Origin of the sequence: Idiomarina baltica OS145 (genome assembly GCF_000152885.1) — a bacterium.
In the GTDB taxonomy this organism is placed as follows: domain Bacteria; phylum Pseudomonadota; class Gammaproteobacteria; order Enterobacterales; family Alteromonadaceae; genus Idiomarina; species Idiomarina baltica.
Genome location: NZ_CH672403.1, coordinates 18,084 through 41,037 on the forward strand (window position 1 = coordinate 18,084; position 22,954 = coordinate 41,037).

Annotated in this window: 18 protein-coding genes and 1 tRNA gene; 11 read left to right on the forward strand and 8 right to left on the reverse strand. The window is 45.4% G+C overall.

The features are described 5' to 3' along the window. The first annotated feature begins 283 nt into the window (after positions 1–283). The 6 genes from OS145_RS01535 (at position 284) to OS145_RS01560 (ending at position 9,866) form a co-directional block, all read left to right on the forward strand. Positions 284–1,165, forward strand: a complete 882-nt coding sequence (locus tag OS145_RS01535) for a BrxR family transcriptional regulator (RefSeq protein WP_040487627.1) — start codon at positions 284–286, stop codon at positions 1,163–1,165. Positions 1,166–1,192: 27 nt separating this feature from the next. Continuing rightward, positions 1,193–2,908, forward strand: coding sequence for a class I SAM-dependent DNA methyltransferase (locus OS145_RS01540; RefSeq protein WP_006954223.1), 1,716 nt, complete (start codon positions 1,193–1,195; stop codon positions 2,906–2,908). Beyond that, on the forward strand, positions 2,898–4,889 hold the full coding sequence (locus OS145_RS12930; RefSeq protein WP_006954224.1) for a restriction endonuclease subunit S: 1,992 nt from the start codon (positions 2,898–2,900) through the stop codon (positions 4,887–4,889). Before OS145_RS01540 ends, OS145_RS12930 begins: the two co-directional genes overlap by 11 nt. 22 nt (positions 4,890–4,911) lie before the next feature. Then, on the forward strand, positions 4,912–5,487 hold the full coding sequence (locus tag OS145_RS01550; RefSeq protein ID WP_006954225.1) for a DUF6933 domain-containing protein: 576 nt from the start codon (positions 4,912–4,914) through the stop codon (positions 5,485–5,487). A gap of 180 nt (positions 5,488–5,667) precedes the next feature. Continuing rightward, positions 5,668–6,567 (forward strand): Abi family protein, encoded by a 900-nt coding sequence (locus OS145_RS01555; protein ID WP_207328195.1) that lies wholly within the window; start codon positions 5,668–5,670, stop codon positions 6,565–6,567. Positions 6,568–6,695: 128 nt separating this feature from the next. Beyond that, a complete protein-coding gene (locus OS145_RS01560) occupies positions 6,696–9,866 on the forward strand; it encodes a type I restriction endonuclease subunit R (protein ID WP_006954227.1) in 3,171 nt (1,056 codons plus the stop codon). Between the two features lie 21 nt (positions 9,867–9,887). On the opposite strand, the gene OS145_RS12935 is transcribed toward OS145_RS01560, so the two are convergent. Next, positions 9,888–10,673 carry an HNH endonuclease gene (locus OS145_RS12935; RefSeq protein WP_006954228.1) on the reverse strand — a complete coding sequence of 262 codons (786 nt, stop codon included), beginning with the start codon at positions 10,671–10,673 and terminating at the stop codon, positions 9,888–9,890. Positions 10,674–10,974: 301 nt separating this feature from the next. On the opposite strand from OS145_RS12935, the gene OS145_RS01570 reads away from it, so the two are divergent. The 5 genes from OS145_RS01570 (at position 10,975) to OS145_RS01595 (ending at position 15,372) form a co-directional block, all read left to right on the forward strand. Continuing rightward, positions 10,975–12,243 carry a tyrosine-type recombinase/integrase gene (locus tag OS145_RS01570; RefSeq protein ID WP_006954229.1) on the forward strand — a complete coding sequence of 423 codons (1,269 nt, stop codon included), beginning with the start codon at positions 10,975–10,977 and terminating at the stop codon, positions 12,241–12,243. Then, the gene (locus OS145_RS12940; RefSeq protein ID WP_006954230.1) at positions 12,240–12,620 is read left to right on the forward strand and encodes a LytR/AlgR family response regulator transcription factor; all 381 of its coding nucleotides are present in this window, start codon (positions 12,240–12,242) and stop codon (positions 12,618–12,620) included. The genes OS145_RS01570 and OS145_RS12940 overlap by 4 nt, the downstream gene beginning before the upstream one ends. Before the next feature lie 135 nt (positions 12,621–12,755). Next, entirely contained in the window at positions 12,756–13,418 is a 663-nt protein-coding gene (locus OS145_RS01580) for a hypothetical protein (RefSeq protein ID WP_006954231.1), read from the forward strand. Further along, positions 13,415–14,596: a hypothetical protein gene (locus tag OS145_RS01585; RefSeq protein WP_006954232.1), complete on the forward strand. Its 1,182-nt coding sequence runs from the start codon at positions 13,415–13,417 to the stop codon at positions 14,594–14,596. Before OS145_RS01580 ends, OS145_RS01585 begins: the two co-directional genes overlap by 4 nt. 551 nt (positions 14,597–15,147) lie before the next feature. After that, complete coding sequence (locus OS145_RS01595) at positions 15,148–15,372, forward strand: hypothetical protein (protein WP_006954234.1); 225 nt, start codon at positions 15,148–15,150, stop codon at positions 15,370–15,372. 183 nt (positions 15,373–15,555) lie between these two features. Here OS145_RS01595 and OS145_RS01600 read toward each other — a convergent pair. The 7 genes from OS145_RS01600 to OS145_RS01630 form a co-directional block, all read right to left on the reverse strand. After that, positions 15,556–15,631 (reverse strand) — tRNA-Ile (locus tag OS145_RS01600). Positions 15,632–15,682: 51 nt separating this feature from the next. Next, the gene (locus tag OS145_RS01605) at positions 15,683–17,083 is read right to left on the reverse strand and encodes a sensor histidine kinase (protein ID WP_006954235.1); all 1,401 of its coding nucleotides are present in this window, start codon (positions 17,081–17,083) and stop codon (positions 15,683–15,685) included. Between the two features lie 67 nt (positions 17,084–17,150). After that, positions 17,151–17,927, reverse strand: coding sequence for an amidohydrolase family protein (locus tag OS145_RS01610; protein ID WP_006954236.1), 777 nt, complete (start codon positions 17,925–17,927; stop codon positions 17,151–17,153). A gap of 58 nt (positions 17,928–17,985) precedes the next feature. Further along, positions 17,986–19,821, reverse strand: coding sequence for an RNA polymerase sigma factor RpoD (gene rpoD, locus OS145_RS01615; RefSeq protein WP_006954237.1), 1,836 nt, complete (start codon positions 19,819–19,821; stop codon positions 17,986–17,988). Between the two features lie 102 nt (positions 19,822–19,923). Further along, the gene (gene dnaG / locus OS145_RS01620) at positions 19,924–21,669 is read right to left on the reverse strand and encodes a DNA primase (protein ID WP_006954238.1); all 1,746 of its coding nucleotides are present in this window, start codon (positions 21,667–21,669) and stop codon (positions 19,924–19,926) included. A gap of 140 nt (positions 21,670–21,809) precedes the next feature. After that, positions 21,810–22,025 (reverse strand): 30S ribosomal protein S21, encoded by a 216-nt coding sequence (rpsU, locus tag OS145_RS01625; protein ID WP_006954239.1) that lies wholly within the window; start codon positions 22,023–22,025, stop codon positions 21,810–21,812. Positions 22,026–22,111: 86 nt separating this feature from the next. Further along, positions 22,112–22,831: a hypothetical protein gene (locus OS145_RS01630; protein WP_006954240.1), complete on the reverse strand. Its 720-nt coding sequence runs from the start codon at positions 22,829–22,831 to the stop codon at positions 22,112–22,114. Between the last annotated feature and the right edge of the window lie 123 nt (positions 22,832–22,954).

The following is a 22,954-nucleotide window of genomic DNA, read 5'->3' on the forward strand; positions in this document are numbered from 1 at the left end:
TTAGTAATAAATACTATCTGTTGTACGGAACCTAGTATGTGGTGGCAAAAAACCTGGTTACCGTAATTTGCCAATGCAACCATCTGTACAACAAAGTGGTGACTGTTCCTGTTTTTGGACACGTTGATGCCAGAGGAGGTGTTCGAAATCCAGCTTCTGTCACCACTCTGTTGTACAAATCCCTGCACTGATACATTTTTAGACTCTACCGCCAACCACTTTACATGCACACCAAAATGAACCACACTAAGCCGAAAATAACGATAAAAAGTGGCCATGGATGATGCTGGAAAAACTCGCCTTCTCGCAAAAACAGCGCTTAGCGTACATTGATTTTTGTTTGCTTTTTAAAGGCTCGATTTACCGCCAGGACTTAATTAAACGATTCGAAGTTGGGTTATCGGCGGGCTCCCGTGACTTTAATCTCTACAAAGAATTAGCACCGCAAAATCTTGAATACGACGTTAAGCAAAAACGTTATTTCCAGACCAGTGAATTCAAACCGCTTTTCGACCATGACGCCAAACGCAGTTTAATTAAATTAGCGAATGATATTTCCGATGGTTTTGACGCCATTGGCGATTTACATTTCCCCGTTGAAGCACCTTCTAGTTTGAACGTTCCGGACATTTCCGTTGTTGCTAAAACAGTGCAAGCCATACTTAATGAACGCGCACTCGAAATTAATTACACATCGCTTAGCAGTGGCTCCGGCAAACGAGAAATAGTACCGCACTCAATTGTTGATAACGGCATGCGCTGGCATGTTCGCGCGTTTGATCGAAAAACCGAAAGTTTTCGCGATTTCGTGTTAACCCGAATCAGTAATGTAAAGCTCATTGGTAATTACGAATTTGGTGAAGACAGCAATTCCGATACCGAATGGCAACGGATGATTTCTTTACAATTGGTTCCTCACCCCAACAACGTTAAATTTCCCAAAGCTATTGAGATGGACTACGACATGAAAAACGGTTTACTGACCATTGATGTTCGCGCTGCCATGGCCGGTTATTTATTGCGCCGTTGGAATGTCGATTGCACCGAAGAGGCCACATTAAATGGTCCCGAATATCAATTGTGGTTGCGTAACCGCACAAGTTTAATGAACACCAGTAATTTAGCGATAGCGCCGGGCTATGAAAACAATTCGCCCGCCCGCTAAAATTCATTTAAAAGGACGCCGTAAAACATGGACAACACCGAGCAAAAATTCTTAAAACAACTCGATGACAAACTCTGGAAAGCCGCCGATAAATTACGAGCTAACTTGGATGCCGCCAACTATAAACACGTCGTGCTGGGGCTTATTTTCTTAAAGTACGTATCGGATGCCTTCGAAGAGCGTCAGGAGCAATTACTCGAGCTTTTCAAAACCGACGACGAAGACAACCTTTACTACCTGCCGCGCGATGACTTTGACAGTAACGAAGAGTACCAGGAAGCCTTAACCGAAGAGCTGGAAGTGCTCGATTATTACCGTGAAGCGAACGTGTTTTGGGTCCCCAAAGCGGCCCGCTGGAGCACATTAAAAGAAAAAGCCGTACTGCCCATTGGTAGCGTTTTATGGAAAGACGATGCCGGTAACGACGTGAAATTGCGCTCTGTGTCCTGGCTTATAGACAATGCCTTAGAAGAAATCGAGAAAAGTAACAGCAAGCTAAAAGGCATTCTTAACCGCATCAGCCAATACCAGTTAGAAAACGAAAAGCTCATTGGCCTCATTAACGCCTTCTCGGACACCTCATTCACAAAGCCTGTGCTTGGTGGAGAGCGGCTTAACTTGCAAAGCAAGGATATTCTCGGTCATGTTTACGAATATTTCCTGGGCCAATTCGCATTGGCTGAAGGCAAGCAAGGCGGTCAGTACTATACGCCGAAAAGCATCGTTACGCTGATTGTAGAAATGCTGCAGCCCTATTCAGGTCGTGTGTATGACCCTGCGATGGGCTCTGGCGGTTTTTTTGTATCCAGCGATAAGTTCATTGAAGAGCACGCCAAAGAGCAGCACTACGACGCCTCCGAGCAGCGAAAGCATATTTCCGTTTACGGCCAGGAGTCTAACCCGACCACTTGGCGTTTAGCGGCTATGAACATGGCCATACGAGGTATCGACTTTAACTTTGGTAAGAAAAACGCCGACAGTTTTTTAAATGATCAACACGCTGATCTTCGCGCCGACTTTGTCATGGCGAACCCGCCGTTCAATATAAAAGACTGGTGGAACGAATCGCTGGCCGATGATGTGCGCTGGAAATATGGCACTCCACCCAAAGGCAACGCCAACTTTGCCTGGGTACAACATATGCTGCATCACCTGGCACCAACCGGCAGCATGGGTATTTTGCTGGCCAATGGCTCAATGAGCTCGAACACCAACAACGAAGGCGAAATTCGTAAGCGGCTCATTGAAGAAGACTTAGTGGAATGCATGGTTGCCCTGCCCGGCCAACTATTTACCAATACCCAAATACCGGCGTGTATCTGGTTTTTAACCAAGGACAAAGCCAACGGCATGGTTCGCAACGAGAAAAAGCGCGACCGCCGCGGCGAATTTTTGTTTATTGACGCACGCGAACTCGGCTACATGAAAGACCGCGTATTACGCGACTTTACCAATGACGACATCGCTAAAGTTGCCGACACTTTTCACATGTGGCAGCAAGGTGAAAGCTACGAAGACATCGCCGGTTTCTGCAAATCCGTTAACTTAGACGAGATTAAAAAGCATGACTTTGTGCTTACTCCAGGCCGCTACGTCGGCGCAAAAGAGCAGGAAGACGACGGCGAACCCTTCAACAAAAAAATGGCACGTCTAACCGCACAATTAAGCGAGCAGTTTGCTGAAAGCGAGCGATTAGAGGCGGAGATTAAGCGTAACCTTGGGGGGCTTGGGTATGAGCTCTAATTGGCCGAAAGTTAGACTTGGCGATTACTGCATAAAAATCGGCAGTGGAGCCACTCCCAAAGGAGGAAAAAAAGTCTATTTAGATGAAGGAGAAATATCCTTAATAAGAAGCCAAAATGTTTATAACGAAGGTTTCTCGTCATCTGGGCTTGTTTATATCACCAATAGTGCAGCCGACAAACTAAGAAATGTTGAAGTACAAGAACGTGATATCCTAATAAACATCACAGGGGATTCCGTTGCCCGTGTTTGTATGGCACCTAGAGAGTATCTACCCGCCAGAGTAAATCAACATGTCGCAATCATTAGAGTTGACCCAACGGAATTTAACCCTAATTTCGTAAGATATTTTTTAAGTACATCAGAGCAACAGAGACTACTTTTAACTATCGCAAGTGCCGGAGCTACCCGAAATGCACTCACGAAATCTCAAATCGAAAATTTGGAAATAATTAAACCCAACTTAGAAAAGCAAGCCGCTATAGCGCAACAACTAAGCTCTCTAGAAGATAAGATAAAAGTTAACAATCAGGTTAACCAAACCCTAGAACAAATTGCCCAAGCCATCTTCAAAAGCTGGTTTGTCGATTTCGAGCCCGTTAAAGCCAAAATAAACGCACTAGCAGCCGGCGGCAGCCAAGAAGATGCCCTACTCGCCGCCATGCAAGCCATATCCGGCAAAGACAAAGCACAGTTAACCCAGCTCCAAACCGACAGCCCGGAGCACTACAACCAACTCCGCACCACCGCCGAACTCTTCCCCTCCGCCATGCAAGACAGCGAACTCGGTGAGATCCCGGAGGGGTGGTTTTTAGAGCCATTCTCTAACATCGCAAGATTAGACACTACATCAGTCAAGCCAGCAAAAGAGCCGGAAAAAATTTGGGAACACTACAGTATTCCCGCATTTGACGACGGTATGAGCCCTGCATTTGATTTAGGTGTAGATATTAAAAGTAACAAGTATCGAGTTTTTCCTGCATCGATTTTAGTATCAAAGTTAAACCCCCATTTTCCTCGAACTTGGTTACCTGATGTTTTTGATTCGAACGCAGCAATTTGCTCAACAGAGTTCATGCAGTTTGTACCAATAAAGCCCAATCAAAGGGCATTTGTAGCGGGAGTTGTTAAATCTGAAAGCTTCCAAAATGGAATTATGATGCGTGTTACAGGATCGACGGGCAGTAGACAGAGAGCCCAGCCCAAACAAGTGGCAGAAATGGAAGTATTACTTCCAAGTGAAGAACTACGAAATATTTATTCAGTTCTCATAGCCCCTCAACTTGAATCTCAAGCATCAAACATTAGAGAAGCTCTTAATCTAGCCGATGTGCGTGACACCCTACTCCCCAAGTTGCTGTCAGGCGAACTGCAAGTCAATTCGACTGACCGAGTCCATACAAAATTACCTAATGACAAGGATGAGCATGATTTAAATGCACTGATTAGTGAAATAGAGAACGAACTCCCACCAAAGTCTCATTTTGTAGTGCATGAATCATCCCGCAAGCAACGACACAAACTCGGGATGATTGGTTACTCCACAACGATAACCGGAGATTTAGGTCAAGGCGGTGCGGAATACTTTAAGCTGCCAGCATTTTTAAGTGAGCTTCGTAGTAACAAAATTTTGCAGGGGGTCTTTTCCACGGTCGTTGATAGCGCTACCGGAGTGCCTTTTCTTATGGTTGGCATTACAACGGTTTTGAATAAGTTTTTAGGCGAAAAAATTAAGCTTGACCAAAGAACCGCTATAGTCTTGCTCTCTTTCCCAGAAAACCGTACCTGCAAAATTTCTCAACTTTTATGTGAGTCAAAAAAATTAATCTTGAATGCAGGTTTGCCTCCTTTAGACGAGGACAGTCTGTCCGGCATTTTAAAACAGTTGAAAGGACTTGGGTTAGTTACACCTCGAGACCATGCTTTTACGGAATGGACACTCGTCGAAAAGTTTGAACATAAAGGTGCTCGCCGCCCTTAATTAGTAAGAGCAGATTGATTACATGATAAAACTCCACGCCACCCGCAAACTTTTCGACAAACTAACGCTTACCAGCAAGGGTACACTACCGGTTACTCCAATGAGCAAGTGGCTGTATGAAAAGCCCACTCTTGATATTAATCCTTTGAGCGGATGGCATGGTCACCTGGTTACGCTGCAACGCAGAAACTGCGTATTAATGGCGCATGACAGCACACGCTTTCCGCTGGTGTTGCCGGCGCTGACTAAGCCGGACTTCGCTGAGCTGAACGACCGCTTTGTCGATACCTTTATGAATACCCTGCTTAAATGCGGCGCTAATGAGGTTCACTTTGAAACTGCGGATAAATACCTGCGCCCATTACAAATCGATAGTGACTGTAGCCGATCCGTTCAGGGCACGCTAAACCGCATGAAAGACGAGTTTGAACATCAACTTTATTACGACCGACTGAATATAGCCGACATGACCGGCTATAACGCCGGTGCCTGGCTCGCCGACACGCCACGCTCAGTAAAAGGTCAAAAGACGGTGCTATGGCCAAAAGATGCTATGCTGACTCTGCTGGAGCGATTGGCTAAGTCCCCCCGCAGATAATCAGGACATTCGGTAATTATGCACACTCGCAATCAACCATCCGGAAATTCCGGATGGTTAGTAAAAGCGCGTTGAAGCAGTCATTGGATATAATGAACTCAAGAGATAATTAATATGCCTCGGCAACAAAAACCCTGGATATCATTAGGTCAGCAGTTAGAATTGCTAACCGACCGTGGTATGACAATTGATGAACCTGAAATAGCAAGAAGTTACTTGGAAAAGCTGGGTTACTACCGGCTAAGTGGATATTGGTACCCCTTTCGCAAAATATCAACGCACTTCAACCAAGAATTGGATATACCTATCCGTTATGATGAGTTTATTAATGGCTCGCACTTTCGGGATATTGTTGATTTATATATTTTCGATAAGCGACTCCGGCTTCATGCGCTAGATGCCTTAGAACGAATAGAAATGGCAGTACGAGTCGGCATTGCTCACTTACTAGGCGAAATAGACTGTTATGCGCATGAGAACCCAAAATGCTTGCATGGCCGCTTTAGTAAACAGGCTAAAAAGAAAGGGCCTGCAAAAGGTAAAACGGAGCACCAAGTCTGGTTAGAAAAGTACGAAAGAGCCATATGGCGAGCTAGACGAGAGCCATTTATTGAACACTACAAAAAGAACTATGAAGGAATACCAATTTGGGTTGCTATTGAAGTGTGGGACTTCGGCATGATGTCGATGCTTTACTCAGGCATGAAGGTACAGCATCAAGATAAAATAGCTGAGAAGTATGGTGCTCCCAGTGGCCATGATTTTAGTAAATGGTTAAGAAGTTTAAACTTTATACGTAATGTTTGCGCTCACCACAGTAGGCTTTGGAACATCAACGTTCTCGAGCGAGCTCCCGTTCCTCATTACGAACATTGGCAAAAGATAAATAACTCACGCCCATTCTTCTACTTTTGCCTTATGCAAAAATTACTCGCAGTAATAAGTCCTAATTCGACATGGAATAAGCGATTTGACACTATTGTTGAAAGCTTCCCCGAACCGGAAAATAACGCAATAAAAATTAGCGAGTTTGGGGTGGTTGATAACTGGGAGTCTTGGCCAGTGTGGGGCCTGAAATGAGAGCCGACGCGTACACAACAAAGTTGCGAAGAGGCGCCGGGCGTATTACGGGTTAGTATAAACAAGATGTTTTACCTGTCAATTACTTTAAGGTAATTTAGGCAAAGTACAATTAAAGGACTAATGGAATGACCGAAGACCAGTTAGAACAACAATGCCTGGAATGGTTTGCCGAGGATGGCTGGGAAATTGCCCATGGTCCCGACATTGCCCATGACGGCCCCTACCCGGAACGGGTCGATTATAAGCAAATTCTGTTGTTCGCTGATCTTGAAGCCGCTTTATGCCGCATTAACCCGCACCTACCCGAAAGTGCCATCGAGCAAGTTGTTGCAGTTGTCCGCAAGCCCGACAGTCTAGACTGTGTTGTTAACAACCGTGAGTTTCATCGCTTGCTTATTGACGGCGTACCGGTTGAATACAAGAAGCAGGATAAAGTCATTCATGACCGCGCGTTTTTAATGGATTTTGGCGATATCGACGCCAACCGCTTTCGTGCAATTAACCAATTTACTATTGAAGGCTCTAAACAACTGCGTCGGCCGGACATTATCTGTTTTATTAATGGCTTACCGGTCGCTGTTATCGAGCTTAAAAGCCCGAGCGCCGAAAACGTCAGTATTTGGGACGCTTTTAACCAGATACAAACCTATAAAGACGAGATCCCAGACTTATTTGCCTACAACGAAGCCTTGGTTATCAGTGATGGCTACAATGCCAGAGTCGGCTCGTTAACCGCTAATCAAGAGCGCTTTATGCCCTGGCGCACCGTCAACCACGAAGACGACAAACCTTTGCTGGAATGGCGAATGGAAACCATGGTTCGCGGCTTTTTTAAGCGCGAACTGTTGCTAGATTACATCCGCTATTTTGTTATTTTCGAAAATGACGCCGACAACCTCATTAAGAAAATAGCAGGCTACCACCAGTTTCATGCTGTGCGCGAAGCGGTTCGTGCCACCGTTGTTGCAGCAGAGCAGCAAAATCTGGATGAAGTTGCAGAGAAGCGCGCAACCTACGCGGATGAAGTAGTTCCCGGCAGTAAAAAAGCCGGTGTTGTCTGGCACACACAAGGCTCAGGCAAAAGCATTTCTATGTGTTGTTACGCCGGAAAACTACTTCAACAACCGCAAATGAATAACCCCACTCTTATTGTCGTTACCGACCGCAATGACTTAGACGGTCAGTTGTTTGCAACGTTCAGCGCCGCTAAAGATTTGCTCAAACAAGAGCCGGTGCAGGCAGATAATCGGGACAAACTTCGACAGTTGTTAGCCGAGCGTGAGTCCGGTGGGATTATTTTCACCACGGTACAAAAGTTCGCGTTACTGGAAGATGAAAACGGCCATCCTATTTTAAATGACCGCCACAACATTGTTGTGATTTCGGACGAGGCACATCGCAGCCAATACGGTTTAAAAGCTACGTTGAAGAAGGACGGAAAATATAAGTTTGGCTACGCAAAGCACATGCGTGACGCGTTGCCCAACGCCTCGTTCATTGGCTTTACCGGCACACCCATTGCCAGTGAAGATAAAGACACCCGCGCCGTTTTCGGTAGCTATGTGTCTATTTATGACATTCAGGACGCGGTGGACGATGGCGCTACGGTCCCCATTTATTACGAATCACGCCTTGCCAAGTTGGACATCAACCAGGATGTTATCGAAGAGCTTTCTAATCAGGTCGATGAGGTGGTTGAAGACGAAGAAGATGTTGGCGCTCGAGAGAAAACCAAAAGCGAATGGAGTCGTCTTGAAAAACTGGTAGGCTCTGGCCCTCGTTTAGCGCAAGTCGCAGAAGACCTGATTAACCACTACGAAACCCGCGCAAAAAGCATTGAAGGTAAAGCCATGATTGTGGCGATGAGCCGCGATATTTGTGCGCATCTGTACAATGAAATTGTGAAATTACGCCCTGACTGGCACGACCCGGATCCTGAGAAAGGCGCGATTAAAATCGTCATGACCGGCTCTGCGTCAGACAAGCCGTTGTTGCAGCCACACATCTACAATAAGCAAACCAAGAAGCGACTGGAAAAGCGCTTTAAAGACATCAACGATCCGCTAAAACTGGTTATTGTACGAGATATGTGGCTGACCGGATTCGATGCGCCTTGTTGCCATACAATGTATGTCGATAAGCCAATGAAAGGGCACAACCTGATGCAGGCCATTGCCCGGGTAAACCGCGTGTTTAAGAACAAACCCGGTGGCCTGGTTGTTGATTACATCGGTATTGCTAACGAGCTGAAACAAGCGCTTAAAACCTACACCGATTCGCAAGGTAAAGGGCAACCCACACACAGCGCCGAGGAAGCTTTTGCACTGCTACTGGAAAAGCTGGATGTCATTCATGGCATGTTTGCCAAAGGTCCGAACGCGGACGGTTTTGATTACACCAATTATAACGGTAAGAGCTACGAAGACGACCCAAACCAATTGCTGCTGGCAACGGCAAACTATGTACTCAGTCTGGAAGATGGCAAAAAACGCTTTCTGGACACGGTGCTGGCCATGAACAAGGCATTTTCATTGTGTAGCACACTGGACGAAGCGCAGAAATATCAAAAAGAAGTGGCGTTTTTAACGTCGGTAAAAACCGCCATTACTAAGTTCACCAGTGTCGATAAAAAACTCACGCAAGAAGAGAAGAACTCAGCGTTGAAACAAATTTTAGACAATGCCGTTCGCGCGGAAGGTGTGTCTGATGTCTTTGCGTTGTGCGGACTGGATAAGCCTAACATCGGTCTATTGTCTGACGAGTTTCTGGAAGATGTGCGCCAGATGCCCTACAAGAACTTTGCTGTTGAGTTACTAGAAAAGCTGCTGAAAGACGACATCAAAGCCAAGACACGTAACAACGTGGTACAAGAGAAAAAGTACGCTGAGCGCCTGCAAGAGACATTGCGAAAGTACAACAACCGAGGCATTGAAACAGCTCAGGTCATCGAAGAGCTAATCGCCATGGCCAAGCAATTTCAGGAAGAGCTGGCTCGTGATGAAGCCTTGGGTCTTAACCCTGATGAAATTGCCTTCTACGACGCCCTCGCCGAAAACGAAAGTGCCGTGCGCGAACTTGGCGACGACACACTGAAGAAGATTGCCGTCGAAATTACGGACAAACTACGAAAATCCACCACTGTAGACTGGCAAGTCAGGGAAAGTGTTCGGGCAAAACTTCGAATTCTGGTACGCAGAACCTTGCGCCGATACAAGTACCCACCCGACCGCGCACCAGCCGCAGTGGAGCTGATTTTAAAGCAGGCAGAAGTGCTGTCTAGTAGTTGGACTATTTGAGTTCAAGACTTAGTGAGAGCCCTAGCCTACAAAAACATTAGCTCTGTGCCACGATAGGTACTTTAAATGCTTTTCTTCTATACGCTTTAATCGCATAGTCTCATTAATGCCAAGGGCCCCTAATTGCGATTCAACAGTTTTTCCGTGGAGGACTCCACCATCGTTAGAAAAAGTTATCAATCCCTTGTCAAATAGGGCATCAAGAGTAGGATTTAAAAGTAGGCCATTATAAAGGTCTAATCTCTCAGTATCATTCGATTCACTCCAAGGCTTAATATGTGAGGCTTTTAATATTCCGGTCAAAGAAATATCACTTACTGAACAGGTCTGTTGCCAGTATTTTAGTAATTTCTCCCTAAAGACACCTTGTCCCCTTCTGGCTTGATATAAAGCTTCAATCTCCGTCTCGTGTGAAGCGTTTGCTTCACTTCCAACTGGTAGGCTGTTGGCTTGAAGCGAAGATATAATCCACCGTAACATCTCGTGATCCACTACATCTAACGCAAGCCCATAGTGCTGAAATTTTCCATTCTTATTAACTGCTTTGGGAAACTCCACTAAATTCGAGTTGTTCCAATTACTATTAAAGTTCACTTTATCTCTGACCAGTGGAAGCACACTGCCCTGGAGAGCAGGATGTAAAACCAATGGCATCTTATACATTGGCTTTCCCCGCTGTGATGCGGTTTTAACGTAGACCGGGTGAGTAAGATCATGACGAGTAAATTTTTGAGCTCGAACATTATCTTTGGCTAATGTGAATCCGAGCTGCACTAAACCTTTTGCGATAGAAATAGAATCGAGCATACTCAACTTTAATAAAACCTAAAATTTCTATAAAAAACAATATCTTTAGTTTGATTATGTTACTAGCTAGTTTCAACTATGCGGAATAAAAATTTTTCCCTTTATGACTTTAGAGAAGTAAATTCATTCCCTGAATACCTAGAGTCTAGAAAAGACAAAAACGCCTTAATCAACTGCCGTTGAAAAAAGAAAAATCGGCAATTTTCCACCGACTTGGTCCATTTTGATCCGAAGTTCTTGTCCACCCCTTGCAAAGTTTTATATATCTCGCTCCGTGTTCGGTTTATCGCGGTTAGAGTAAATGAAGTACGCTCAATTCACAGTTAAGCACCTCAAAGGACTGGAGCCTCGCTCAAAGAAGTATGAGGAGTGGGAAACATCGTCGCAACGTAACACCGGGCGACTGGGGGTTGTTGTCTACCCCTCCGGAACCAAAACGTTTGTATTTCGCTACTATGTTAATAGCAAGCGCAGCTATATCACGCTTGGTACATTCCCTGACCTTTCACTAACAAAGGCTCGTGAAAAGGCTAACCTGCTATCTCAGTCGGTAGCAAACGGGGTTGATCCTAAAACCTTGGGACCAACAGCCATTTCGGCAAAAGTGCAAAGTGTCACTACCGGGAGTTTTGGTGAATTAATTGAATACTATGTAAGCGACATGCGACGCAAAGGACGACGCACAGCGGATGAAGTAAAAGCGGATCTTGAGCGCAATGCCCTGCCAATTATTCCTGCTGGCCAGCCTGCGAACCAGGTATCGTCAGAGCAAATAAAGCGAGTATTAGCGGTAATGATACGCCGTGGCGCTGTCGCTCACTCCAACCGAGTTAGAGCTTATCTACATGCCGCATTTTCTGCGGGTTTGAAGCACGACAACAACCCTGCAGATCAGAGTTCATCGTTTTTATTTCGTTTAGAGAAGAACCCCGTGGCAGTAATTCCTACCCAACGCCATGCGGAAATACCCAGAGACAGGCTATTAGCCGAAAGTGAGCTCGAAAAAATTTTCGAGGCGCTTAACGACTCGCAGAAAAACGGTGTCAGTGCAGACTTCAGACTGCTAATCAAGGTTCACCTTTATTCCGGGGGGCAGCGTCCTTTTGAGATTATGAACTCTAAGTGGAGTGACATCGATTTTGAAACTGGCGATTGGTTAATGCATGGTGATATTACGAAAAATGGCAGGGACCACATTATTCCACTTACTCCGCAACTAACAAATTACTTAGAGCAGCTCAAAAGCTTTGCTGGGATCAGTGATTTGGTTATGCCGAAACGAAATATTTTTACCGAAGCAGCACCTTCCAGCAGCTTGGCGCACGCTTACAAAAAAATTCAGAAGCGTTACGGCATTGCAGACTTCCAGCCTCGCGATCTTCGGCGTACCGCAAAAACATTAATGCTACGCCACAAAATGGGAACCGAAAATCACCTTAACCGGCTCCACAACCACGCTTTTTCGGACGTATCCAACCGGCACTATAACCGCTACGACTACCGCGACGAAAAGCTCGAGATCTTAGAGCGTTGGTCAAAGCTCCTTGACGAGTTGGGAGGTGCCCGATGAGCGGGATCATTGCAGTAACACAACCTGGAAAAATCAAGTTTCTAAGACTTGGCGATATTACTCACATTACTGCCTGCGGTAACTATGTCGAGTTTCATCTTGTTACTGGCAAGCGCTTTTTAAGCAGAATGACATTAAGCGGAGTTGAGCAGGCAAATCTCAGTTCTTTTATTCGAATTTCCCGTCGCACTATCGTCAATGTGGTGTTTATAGATTACGCGCATAGTGAACTTGGTCGGTTTAACAATATCGTTCTCATCAACGGTGCAGAGCTTCGTACTTCAAAAGCATACCTGCCTAATTTGCTCAGTATTTGCGAGATACGAAGTGCGAAAAACACTCGACCTGAGGTGCGTAAACATGTTTACGGAGAATAAATTTAATTATTTTGGTCGTTTTGATCCGACATCGGATCAATACGGATCAAGTCGGTTACTCAGACTATTGACTCTCAAGATCCTCACTGATCAAATTTACAGTGTTTTGTTATTACACGGTAAAGAGAGAGAAACATGCCAGTTATTAACTTTGAGATTAAAAACCGCCGACTTATTTCAGCGTTATTGGTTAAGTCGCGCATTATTCAATATATGTTTAACGACAAGTCAATTAATGCAGTTGCGTTCGCACAAGGCTGGTGGCAGGCACAGCTTGCACAGCAAAGCGAAGTGCGTTCCACGCTGGAATTTCCCTCAATGGCTATTGATTTGTACAAACATTTTAAGCGTAGCTATGAATTCGATACAGCCAAGTACGAGCTGTCAGAAGCTGGCATTTTCCACCGCTTACGTTACCCGAGATCTTTCCCGGGTACCATCACACCAGAAATTTACGAGGAATTTTGTATGAAACCACGACTTGAAGAAGCTTACGTTTTTAAACGCCACCAAATTGTTCTGAGCGATGATGAACAAGTGATGGCAGATAAGATTGCCCGCTGTTTGTGTAAAACATACATGGAGTTAGACAGTGACGATGCAGTGATGCTGGTCGGGGACGGGCATGAGAAGAACAACCGCGAAGCAATAAAAACCTGGGTACGTAAAGCGTTATTTTTCTATGGCCTCCCATTCAACTCGTCTTCAACTGAATTTCTTCAAAAAAAGTTAGATGAAGTTTGGGTTACTTGGGAGAACCCACTTTGGTCATTTGAAAATAAGGAGTTCGCACAATGAACCTGCACAAATTTTTAGCATCTACTGATAACGACCTTGACGTCAACGACTTGAGTTTTCTGAACAATATTGGGAATTCTAGTCGCTACTCGGCGCTTTTTCATAAGGCAATCGAACTACGGCAGGTGCACCAAAATGAGCTAGCGAAGCGAAAAAATAAGGCTGTAACCAAGTACTCGTTTGATATCTTACCTTTTTCGACCAAGGCCGGTAAAGCGTTGTTCACACTGCTCGTTAGAGAAATTATTGCTGCGCGTGATCCCGAAAGAGACGTTAAAAACTTTAAAGTCGTTTTCGCTGATGATGTTATTGATGCTGACCGAGAAGTCTTTAAAAACTACTTCAGGCAGTATGATCGTTACCCGATCGTTGTGGTTTTTCTAACCACTGTTGTTACTACGACAATTCGGCATTTGCGCAATATTAAAAACATCACCGACATTATTCCGGCATACACTCGCAAGTTGGCTCTCGCCATGTCAGAGGTGCAAGTATATCCTCTCGAGGAACCCTCTTTTGTCAGCTTAGAGCGCGTTGAGAGTGGGGTGCGAGAAGATGGTAGCGCTAAAATACGATTCAATGTTACCTCCGAATTCTCGGATGGCAGCGTTATCGTAAATCGCTACGTTCATAGAAACGTAAAAAGCCCATTTCCGAAGAAATTTTCGGTACGAACCTTAACGGCCGAGCGTTACCAAGAGTTTGGCGTAGTCTACGTATATCGCGTGATGTTTGAATCGTCGAGCGGTCCACGGTTTGTCTATAAAACAGGCAAAACGAAGGTCGCATTAAATTGTCGAGATCAAGAATCAGTGAACAATGCACTGAAACGCGCGGCTCGCAAACGAGCATTAAGCTACAGCCATAACGTCATTCACAGAGCGAGCAGTGTCGATCTGGTCTTCTATTATATATGTTCATCGGAAGATGCTGCGTTTCGACTAGAGCAGCGGATCCTGAGCCGTACTGTTGCTTTGGGTATCGAACACTATTCAGAGTACGAGCAGTTTATACATACCAAGCGTCGCCTTCGCGAATACCGAGTGCCCGAGGGCAATGCGCGCTTTGATTTTTTTACCTACATTCGAGATGCGGAGCATGAGTCTGAAGTAGAACAATTCGAAGATTTAACATCCAGTCCACTTCGCTTAATCTCGTCACCATCGGCAAGCGCCTAATTTTTCTATAGCTATGTCACAAAGTTTTTGTGACATAGCTCCCCGTATTTCTCCTAGCAGCACAAACTAAGGCTAACCAGCTGATACTTAAAATACTTCGCTAAGAATTTTGTTGATAACAAACGAATCCGGTCAAAAATTAATGAAGTGTGCTGAACAGACATGCCGAATTCGAGGGGTCTGTTCAAAATCTCATGCTTTTTTGCAGCGATAATTGTTCCCGAACGATACCGGTTCAAACCTTAATTTTTTAAATTATTCAGAGGTTATCTAAAATGAAGAAAACTAACGAGATTCTAGAGCACCCAGTCCTTGCTCACACGTTACTAACTACCGTTTTGATCAGCAAAAAACAAATCGTCACCACATTTAATGTTCCGAGCTCCACATGGTACGACTGGTACCGAACGGGCTTCGCCCCAGCCCCAGTATTGCAACGAGACGGGTGTCACCGCAAATGGCGACTGATTGATGTGATCAATTTTTTTGCGTCATTACACAATTCAGATAACAAGCGCAAAGGTTACGGTAACTGCAAATAGGAGATAGCAATGTATAAAGCATTCTTAACGATTGAGGATCTTTGCGGCCTGTTTAACCGTGAAGAACGTGTTATTCGCAAATGGATAGCTGCAAACGCTTTTCCTAAGGGAGTGAAAGTCCCTATGACAGAAGGAGAGTTTTGGCATGTCGATACGATAAACAATTATTTAAGATTTCCTGTGTATCGCCATCCTACTCTGGCAGAACATCGCCCCAAGAGGAAATTAGCTTGATAATAAAACTTACGAAAAGCCATCCGCCGGGGTGGCTTTTTGCTATTACGGCTCTTAAATAATTTTTGATCTTAAATAACGGGGCTGATCACTCGTCAGAACTAACTACCGCTCTAACTACCGCTTTTTGAAATGACACCATCCTTTTCACGACTTAAATATTCGCTAAGTCTTTGAAAAATATGGTGGCCCCTCGCAGATTTGAACTGCGGACCAACCGATTATGAGTCGGGTGCTCTAACCACTGAGCTAAGGGGCCATTTTAGAAGTGAGTCGCTTAGAAAGCGGCGCAAATTATACGAACTTTTTGCTAGCTTGTCATCGGTATCTTTAAGATAAATCGAGAGATTTCGCCGTTTGATTGAAATTCGACCGACCCTTTTAAGCTGCTGACAAGGTCCTTCACCAAACGTAAGCCATCTCCGTAACGTTCAGGCTTTACATCATCAAACCTAAATAAGTTCTGCTCGACATCTCGGCGTACACTCGGATTTTCGTCGACAACTTCCAAAACTACGTTGTCGTCCTGTTTGCATACACGGATAAATATCTCGCCCGCCTGCGGACCAAATTTTAATGAATGTAAAATAATGATATCGAGCGTAAAGCGAAGCAGTAGCGGGTTCGTTATCACATGCACATCGTCATCACATACCGCTGCAATTGTTTGGCGGTCGTTCGCATGACGTTGTTGATGAAAGTCTGCCAATGCTCGTGTCCAACGATTCATCGCTACTTCCGCAACGGGTCCCTGCTTTTTGTGACGAACATCAATTTGTGCTAACGCTTGGCAAAGATATTCGGCAGCATCGAGTTCTCGCTGCAATTTCTCGAACTGGTGAGTCGACGTATCCGAAACCACCGTTGTAACATCCCGCTGCAGTTGTTCAATACGTCCGCGCAGTTCCTCAGCAAAGGCGAGTGCTGCGCGTCCGATAATCGACAACTCATTAATCTGTCCGAGTTTCGCTTCTAACGAGTTAATCGCACGCTCTGCATTGTGTCGTTTTTGCCGTGCCTGATACAACAATAGTAAAAATGGCTGCACGTCGTTAATGGCTGATGTGGTCGGCACGGGCGCAGCTTCGTCATGAAGTTGTTCTGTAAGCTTCTCTCGCTCGGTCAGCCAGCCTCTCTCAAAGTTACGGTTACGTACCAGCATCATGGTGCCAATCACAGCAAGTAAGCCGAAAATGCCGAATAGCACACCGACTAAACTTGCAGGGACCAATGACGTCCGCTTCATTAACCAAGCAGCTAAACCCCGGTGAGTGGTGACCGGGCAGGAGACGGTAATCACCGCAGCATCCACCGACTGTCTGACAGACGTAAGTATGTTGGATTCATCGACGGCTTGCCGTGACAAGGCACTGAGCAGTGCCATTTCGGACTGAGGCACGTCGGTTTTAATACTTGACCCTACATAGGTAGGAAAGGCATAGCCAAAGAATTCGCTGGCGACATCCCAATACCCCCCCTCGACTCCCTGAAGTTTACTCGTTTCGCGGTACATAACCTGCTGCAACAAGTCGGGGTTAGTGACCTGATAGTGAGGCTCTGCGTTGGTGGGGTAGAGTTGGGTGATTTCTGTACGCACTTGCTCACAACTCGACGCAAGTCCTTCAGTTGAACGACTGATCAGCTGTGATGGCGAATACCAAAATGTGAGACCAATACCGAAAATAGCGATGGCGATGATTGTCATCGCCATCCAACGGTTCTGGTTACTTATTGAGGAGAGCGAATACACGCGCCACCTTATCTAGAAATTAAACACCTTAGGGTAGTTTATAAAACTCTTTGGCGTTTTGGTAGAACACTTTATCCGCGGCATCAGAGTCATCAAGTGCTTCAACAATGGTGTCAATATCACTCGGCTCAAACCCGCGATTACTACGCGTACCCGGTAAGTCTGTGCCAAACATTAGACAATCAGGGTTCGTCTTATAGAGCGTCTTAATTGCTTCTGTAATATTCACTTCGGTACGCCCAAAGCCGCTTGCTTTGATATTCACACCGCCCTCAGCTAATCGGCGCACTTGAGAAAGGCCTGACTTAGCCATACCCAAGTGGTCCACGCTCAGTTTAGGCAACTTCAACAATGTAGGCACCATATCGTCAAGTTCACGACTATCGACATAAATTTCCAAGTGCCACCCTGCTAAATCCCAGATACGACGCCCGAATTCGACAATCCCTTCGATATCTCTATGTACACCACGCTTTAAGTTAACGCGGACACCACGGATACGATGCTCATTAAGTTGCTGAATTTTCTCATCACTGACACTACCCGGTAACTGAGTAACGCCGACATAATTATCCCCCAGGTTTCCAAGCGCTGCTTTCAAATAGCGTTGCTCGAAGCCCTGAAAGGAACCTGAAACAATGACGCCACCTTCGATAGGCATTCCTGTCACAAGGCGGTTGTAGTCGTCAATGTAAAAAGGCTTTGGGATGTGACCTTGGTTTTCTATCAACGGAAACGCTTCATCATAGATATGAAGATGCGAGTCTATAATCCGTTTTGGCCAATGTTCACGATTAATTCCCATACTGCCTCCTTTCTTAGTAACAGAATCACTCAAGTAGAGCTTGAGCAATTACATACGGTTACTCATCCAAAAACGATTTAAGTTGCTCTGAACGGCTTGGATGACGCAATTTGCGCAGTGCTTTTGCTTCAATCTGACGGATACGTTCACGCGTTACATCAAACTGTTTACCCACTTCTTCGAGCGTGTGGTCAGTATTCATATCAATACCAAAACGCATACGCAACACTTTCGCTTCACGAGCAGTCAATCCGCCGAGTACGTCGCGCACAGAGTTACGCAAGCTCTCTGAGGTAGCCGAATCAATCGGTAAATCCAGAGTGTTGTCCTCGATAAAGTCACCTAAATGCGAGTCTTCATCATCACCGATTGGGGTTTCCATCGAGATCGGCTCTTTTGCAATCTTGAGGACCTTACGGATTTTATCTTCCGGCATCGCCATCCGCTCAGCCAATTCTTCTGGCAGCGGCTCACGGCCCATTTCTTGTAGCATTTGACGCGAAATACGATTGAGTTTATTAATGGTCTCAATCATGTGCACCGGAATACGAATTGTACGTGCTTGGTCAGCGATCGAGCGCGTGATCGCCTGACGTATCCACCATGTCGCATACGTCGAGAACTTATAACCACGGCGATATTCAAATTTATCGACCGCTTTCATCAAGCCGATATTACCTTCTTGAATCAAATCAAGGAACTGCAGACCACGATTGGTATATTTCTTAGCGATTGAAATAACCAAACGAAGGTTCGCCTCCACCATTTCCTTCTTGGCTCGGCGCGCTTTTGCCTCACCAATCGACATCCGGCGGTTAATATCCTTAACCTTGGCAATAGTAAGGCCTGTTTCTTTTTCTATTTCATTTAACTTCGTCACACAGCGTTCGATTTCAACGCGTGCTTCTTGTAATGTGGTTGCATAGTCAACGCCCGCAGAAATCTGCTCATCAACCCATGCTAAACTATTTTCGTTACCCGCAAACGCTTTCATGAATGCACGCTTAGGCATACCGGCTTGTTCAACCGCCGCTTTCATGACCAAGCGCTCTTGAACCCGCACACGCTGCATCATGGCACGCATGTCTTGAACAAGACGGTCAAACTGCTTAGGAACTAAGCGGAACTGCTTAAACAGATCGCTAAGCTTGTCAATTTCAACGCGTGCGTCTGGATGTTCACGACCAAACTGAGTTATCGCTTGGCGAGTTGCCTCGTATTGCTCGCGCAGTTCGGTGAATTTCTGACGAGCAAACTCTGGGTCAATGCCGCTATCATTTTCTTCCTCGTCATCATCATCTTCGTCATCGTCGTCCTCATCCTCAAGCTCATCTTCAGAGAGCTCAGAACCAACGTGAGTTGCACTTACGGGCGCTTCATCAACCTCATCAGGGTCAATAAAGCCTACAATGATTTCGGTCAGGCGTAACTCTTCGGCCTCATAAGAGTCCCATTGCTCTAGCAAGAAATTAATTGCTTCGGGGTACTCCGCAACAGAACACTGAACTTGGTTGATACCGTCTTCGATACGCTTAGCGATATCGATCTCGCCCTCACGCGTTAACAGCTCAACAGTACCCATTTCACGCATGTACATGCGAACAGGGTCGGTGGTACGGCCTATTTCACCATCCACAGTAGCAAGTGCTTGTGCAGCTTCTTCAGCTGCGTCCTCGTCCGCCGCACTTTCGGACATCATCAAATCATCTGCATCAGGCGCACTTTCAAAGACACGGATACCCATGTCATTTATCATGCGAATGATGTCTTCTATTTGATCGGAATCAACGATTTCCTGCGGTAAGTGGTCGTTCACTTCCGCAAACGTAAGAAAACCTTGCTCTTTGCCTTTCGCAATGAGAACTTTTAACTGTGATTGCCGATTCTGCTGCATACAGAGATTCCACCTGTCACTTTCTACGAGAGTACCCAAAATGACCTAAAACTATAGCATAATGGCTAATTTTAAGCTACCAAAACGCTGATTATAGCCTAGTCAGTTACGTGTTCTTAAATGCTTAACCAGCATTAAATATTCTTGCTTTTCCGCTTTATTCAAGGGCGTTTGTTGCCCCTTTTTGAGCAGTTCGTCGGCTCTTTGTTCCACATATTGGTCAATTAAATAAACAAAGATATCCTTAAACTCCTGCTCCATATTGTGTTCATCAAGTCCATGTTGCCACACGGCAAGTTTTTCTAGTGCTTTTTGATACGGCGTATCGCGCCAATACTCTAGCACCTGGGCTGTCGTCATATCACGCTCATTACACTGTTGATGAAGCGCGATAAATAAATCCATACCTGGCAACTTAAGTTCGCCTAACTCTGCTTTAACGGGCACCTCTTTCGCCAACTGCGGATACTGCACGATAAGAGCAACGGCACGGCGCAACGGCGTCATTTTTACCGCATCTGGTTTTGCCTTGCGTTGCTGTGGCGTGTCAACATAGCGTTCCAGTTGCGACGTTTCCCTTCTTAAGAGCTGTGCCAGTTTTTGCATTAGCGACTCACGATAAAAGTCACTGGCAATCCGCTCGATACGCGGTTTCGCCTCACTTAATAAAGCTGAGCGTCCAGACTCTGTATTTACATCAACGTCTTCCGACAAATGCTCGAAAAAGTAATCGACAAAGGATTTAGCCTGATTTAAGTAACGCTCAAACCCTTCTTTACCACTACTTTGAACCACCGAGTCAGGATCTTCACCCTCAGGTAGAAATAGGAAGCTTAAGTCGATACCATCTTTTAGCAACGGCAGTGCATTTTCTAACGCCCGCCACGCCGCATCTCTTCCGGCTCGATCACCGTCATAACAACACACCACTCTATTAGATGTACGGAATAAACGCTGTAATTGTTCAGTAGTCGTTGCTGTCCCGAGAGAAGCGACCGCGTAGTCGATGCCGGCTTGCGCTAACGCGACAACATCCATGTAACCCTCAACAATACAAATTTGCTCGGGTCGGCGTAGACGCTGCTGCATATTCCAAAAGCCATATAGCTCTTGGCCCTTATGAAACAAGCGTGTTTCGGGTGAGTTCAAGTATTTAGGACCGTCACTATCAATCACACGTCCACCAAAGCCAACGACACGGCCTCGACGATCGTGGATAGGAAACATCACGCGATCACGAAAGAAATCGAACTTTCGACCCTGGTCATTAACATTGACCAACTTCAAATCGATGAGCTGTTGACGCGCACGTGGCTCAACGCCCATGGTGGTCAACAAACTATCCCAGGCATCGGGGGCATAACCGATTTGAAACCGTTTGACAATGTCACCCGATAAGCCGCGTTGCTTTAAATAAGTAATTACTTTTTCTGAGTTCGCGTGATGCTTGAGCTGATGCTGAAAAAATCGCGTACATTGCGCCATCAATTCAGTGTCATTTTTTAGCTGTGCCTGCTGTTGGTGTTGTTTTTGTGGATCGTGACCCTCTTCACGAGGCACCTGCACACCTAAACTTGAGGCCAACTCTTCGACGGCATCGGGAAAGTTTAGGCCATCAAACTCCATAATGAAATCGATTGCATTACCGTGTGCACCGCACCCAAAACAGTGGTAAAACTGCTTATCGGCACTGACCGTAAACGAAGGCGTTTTTTCATTATGGAATGGACAACAGGCCTGATGGTTTTTCCCTGCTTTTTTTAAAGGTACACGGCTATCCACTACTTCGACGATATCAGCTCGCTCAAGTAGGTCGTGGATGAAGCTTTTCGGAATGAGTCCTGCCATGCCCTCAACTTATCTTTTATCTTCGTCTACAAACACGAAAGCCGCGTCGCTTAGGACACGGCTTCCAACACGTAACTTAACGAATTAAGTCTAAGTGCAAGCTGCGAAAAGTGAATATCGCTGTCTGCTACTCGTGTATCTTAGTACAAACGAGTGCGACGCGCGTTCTCGCGAGCCAATTTCTTGGCGTGACGCTTAACTGCTGCAGCTTTTTTGCGCTTACGTTCTGCTGTAGGTTTTTCATAATGTTCGCGACGACGAACTTCAGACAGAACACCTGCTTTTTCACAAGAGCGCTTAAAGCGACGCAGTGCTACGTCAAACGGCTCGTTTTCTTTCACTTTAACGACTGGCATTAAAACATCACCTCGGAAAAAATTATCTATGTTGTTTAAAAAATAACCGCAAGGGTTTAATTGGTGGTGAATTGTACCGAGTGAAACTAGACTTGTAAAGTGTTATTCGAATATGAATCATTGGATTGATCATTATTGATCAAACGATCGATCGCATTTTGATGGCTCACTAAATGGTATAAAACCTCCTCACACTCCGCCACGCTCAATTCGCACTTTATTCCAACGTGCCATACATTCGGTCGGTGCTCTTGAAGTAAACGGAGTCGACCGCTTAACGACCAACGCTGCTGATCGTCCTGACCAATATGCAGTTTTACATCGCGATCACAGAGATCGCTCATCATGCTAGGCAATTGCTGAGTAGTTTCGAAGCCCACACCTCCGCGCCCAATATCAACAATGCTTCCATTAATATAGGGAAAATGGTTCGCAACCTGCAGTTGCGCAGGGTAATCAAGACCCACTCGCGGGGACTGGCGTAAAGAACGAGCAATACCTTGCTCAGGATAACTCATAAACAACAGTTTTTCCGGGAAATGAGTCGCGTGTATTAAGCTGACATGCGCTGCGATCATTTCGCCCTCATCTGAAATCAACTTAAGGCGTAAATTCTCGCTTTCCTTAATGGCGGGTAGCACTTTCTCCCAACGTGCTTGGTAACCCAGTCCTAAAATCAGGTACTGAGGGTATTGTTGACCTAACAACGTGACAGAGAAAACAAAAGGTTCACCGGCAAACGTACCACTTAACTCAACCTTTTGATTAAAAGTTGGTACAATTTTATGACTGATCTTATCTAGCATTTTTATAGTTAATTTTTATTGTTATGAGATCAGCATAGCGTAAAGTTGACAATTGTTAAGCTAAACACACATAAATTTTTTATGACGTCAATTAACGCCAAACTACCATAACATACGTCAAGT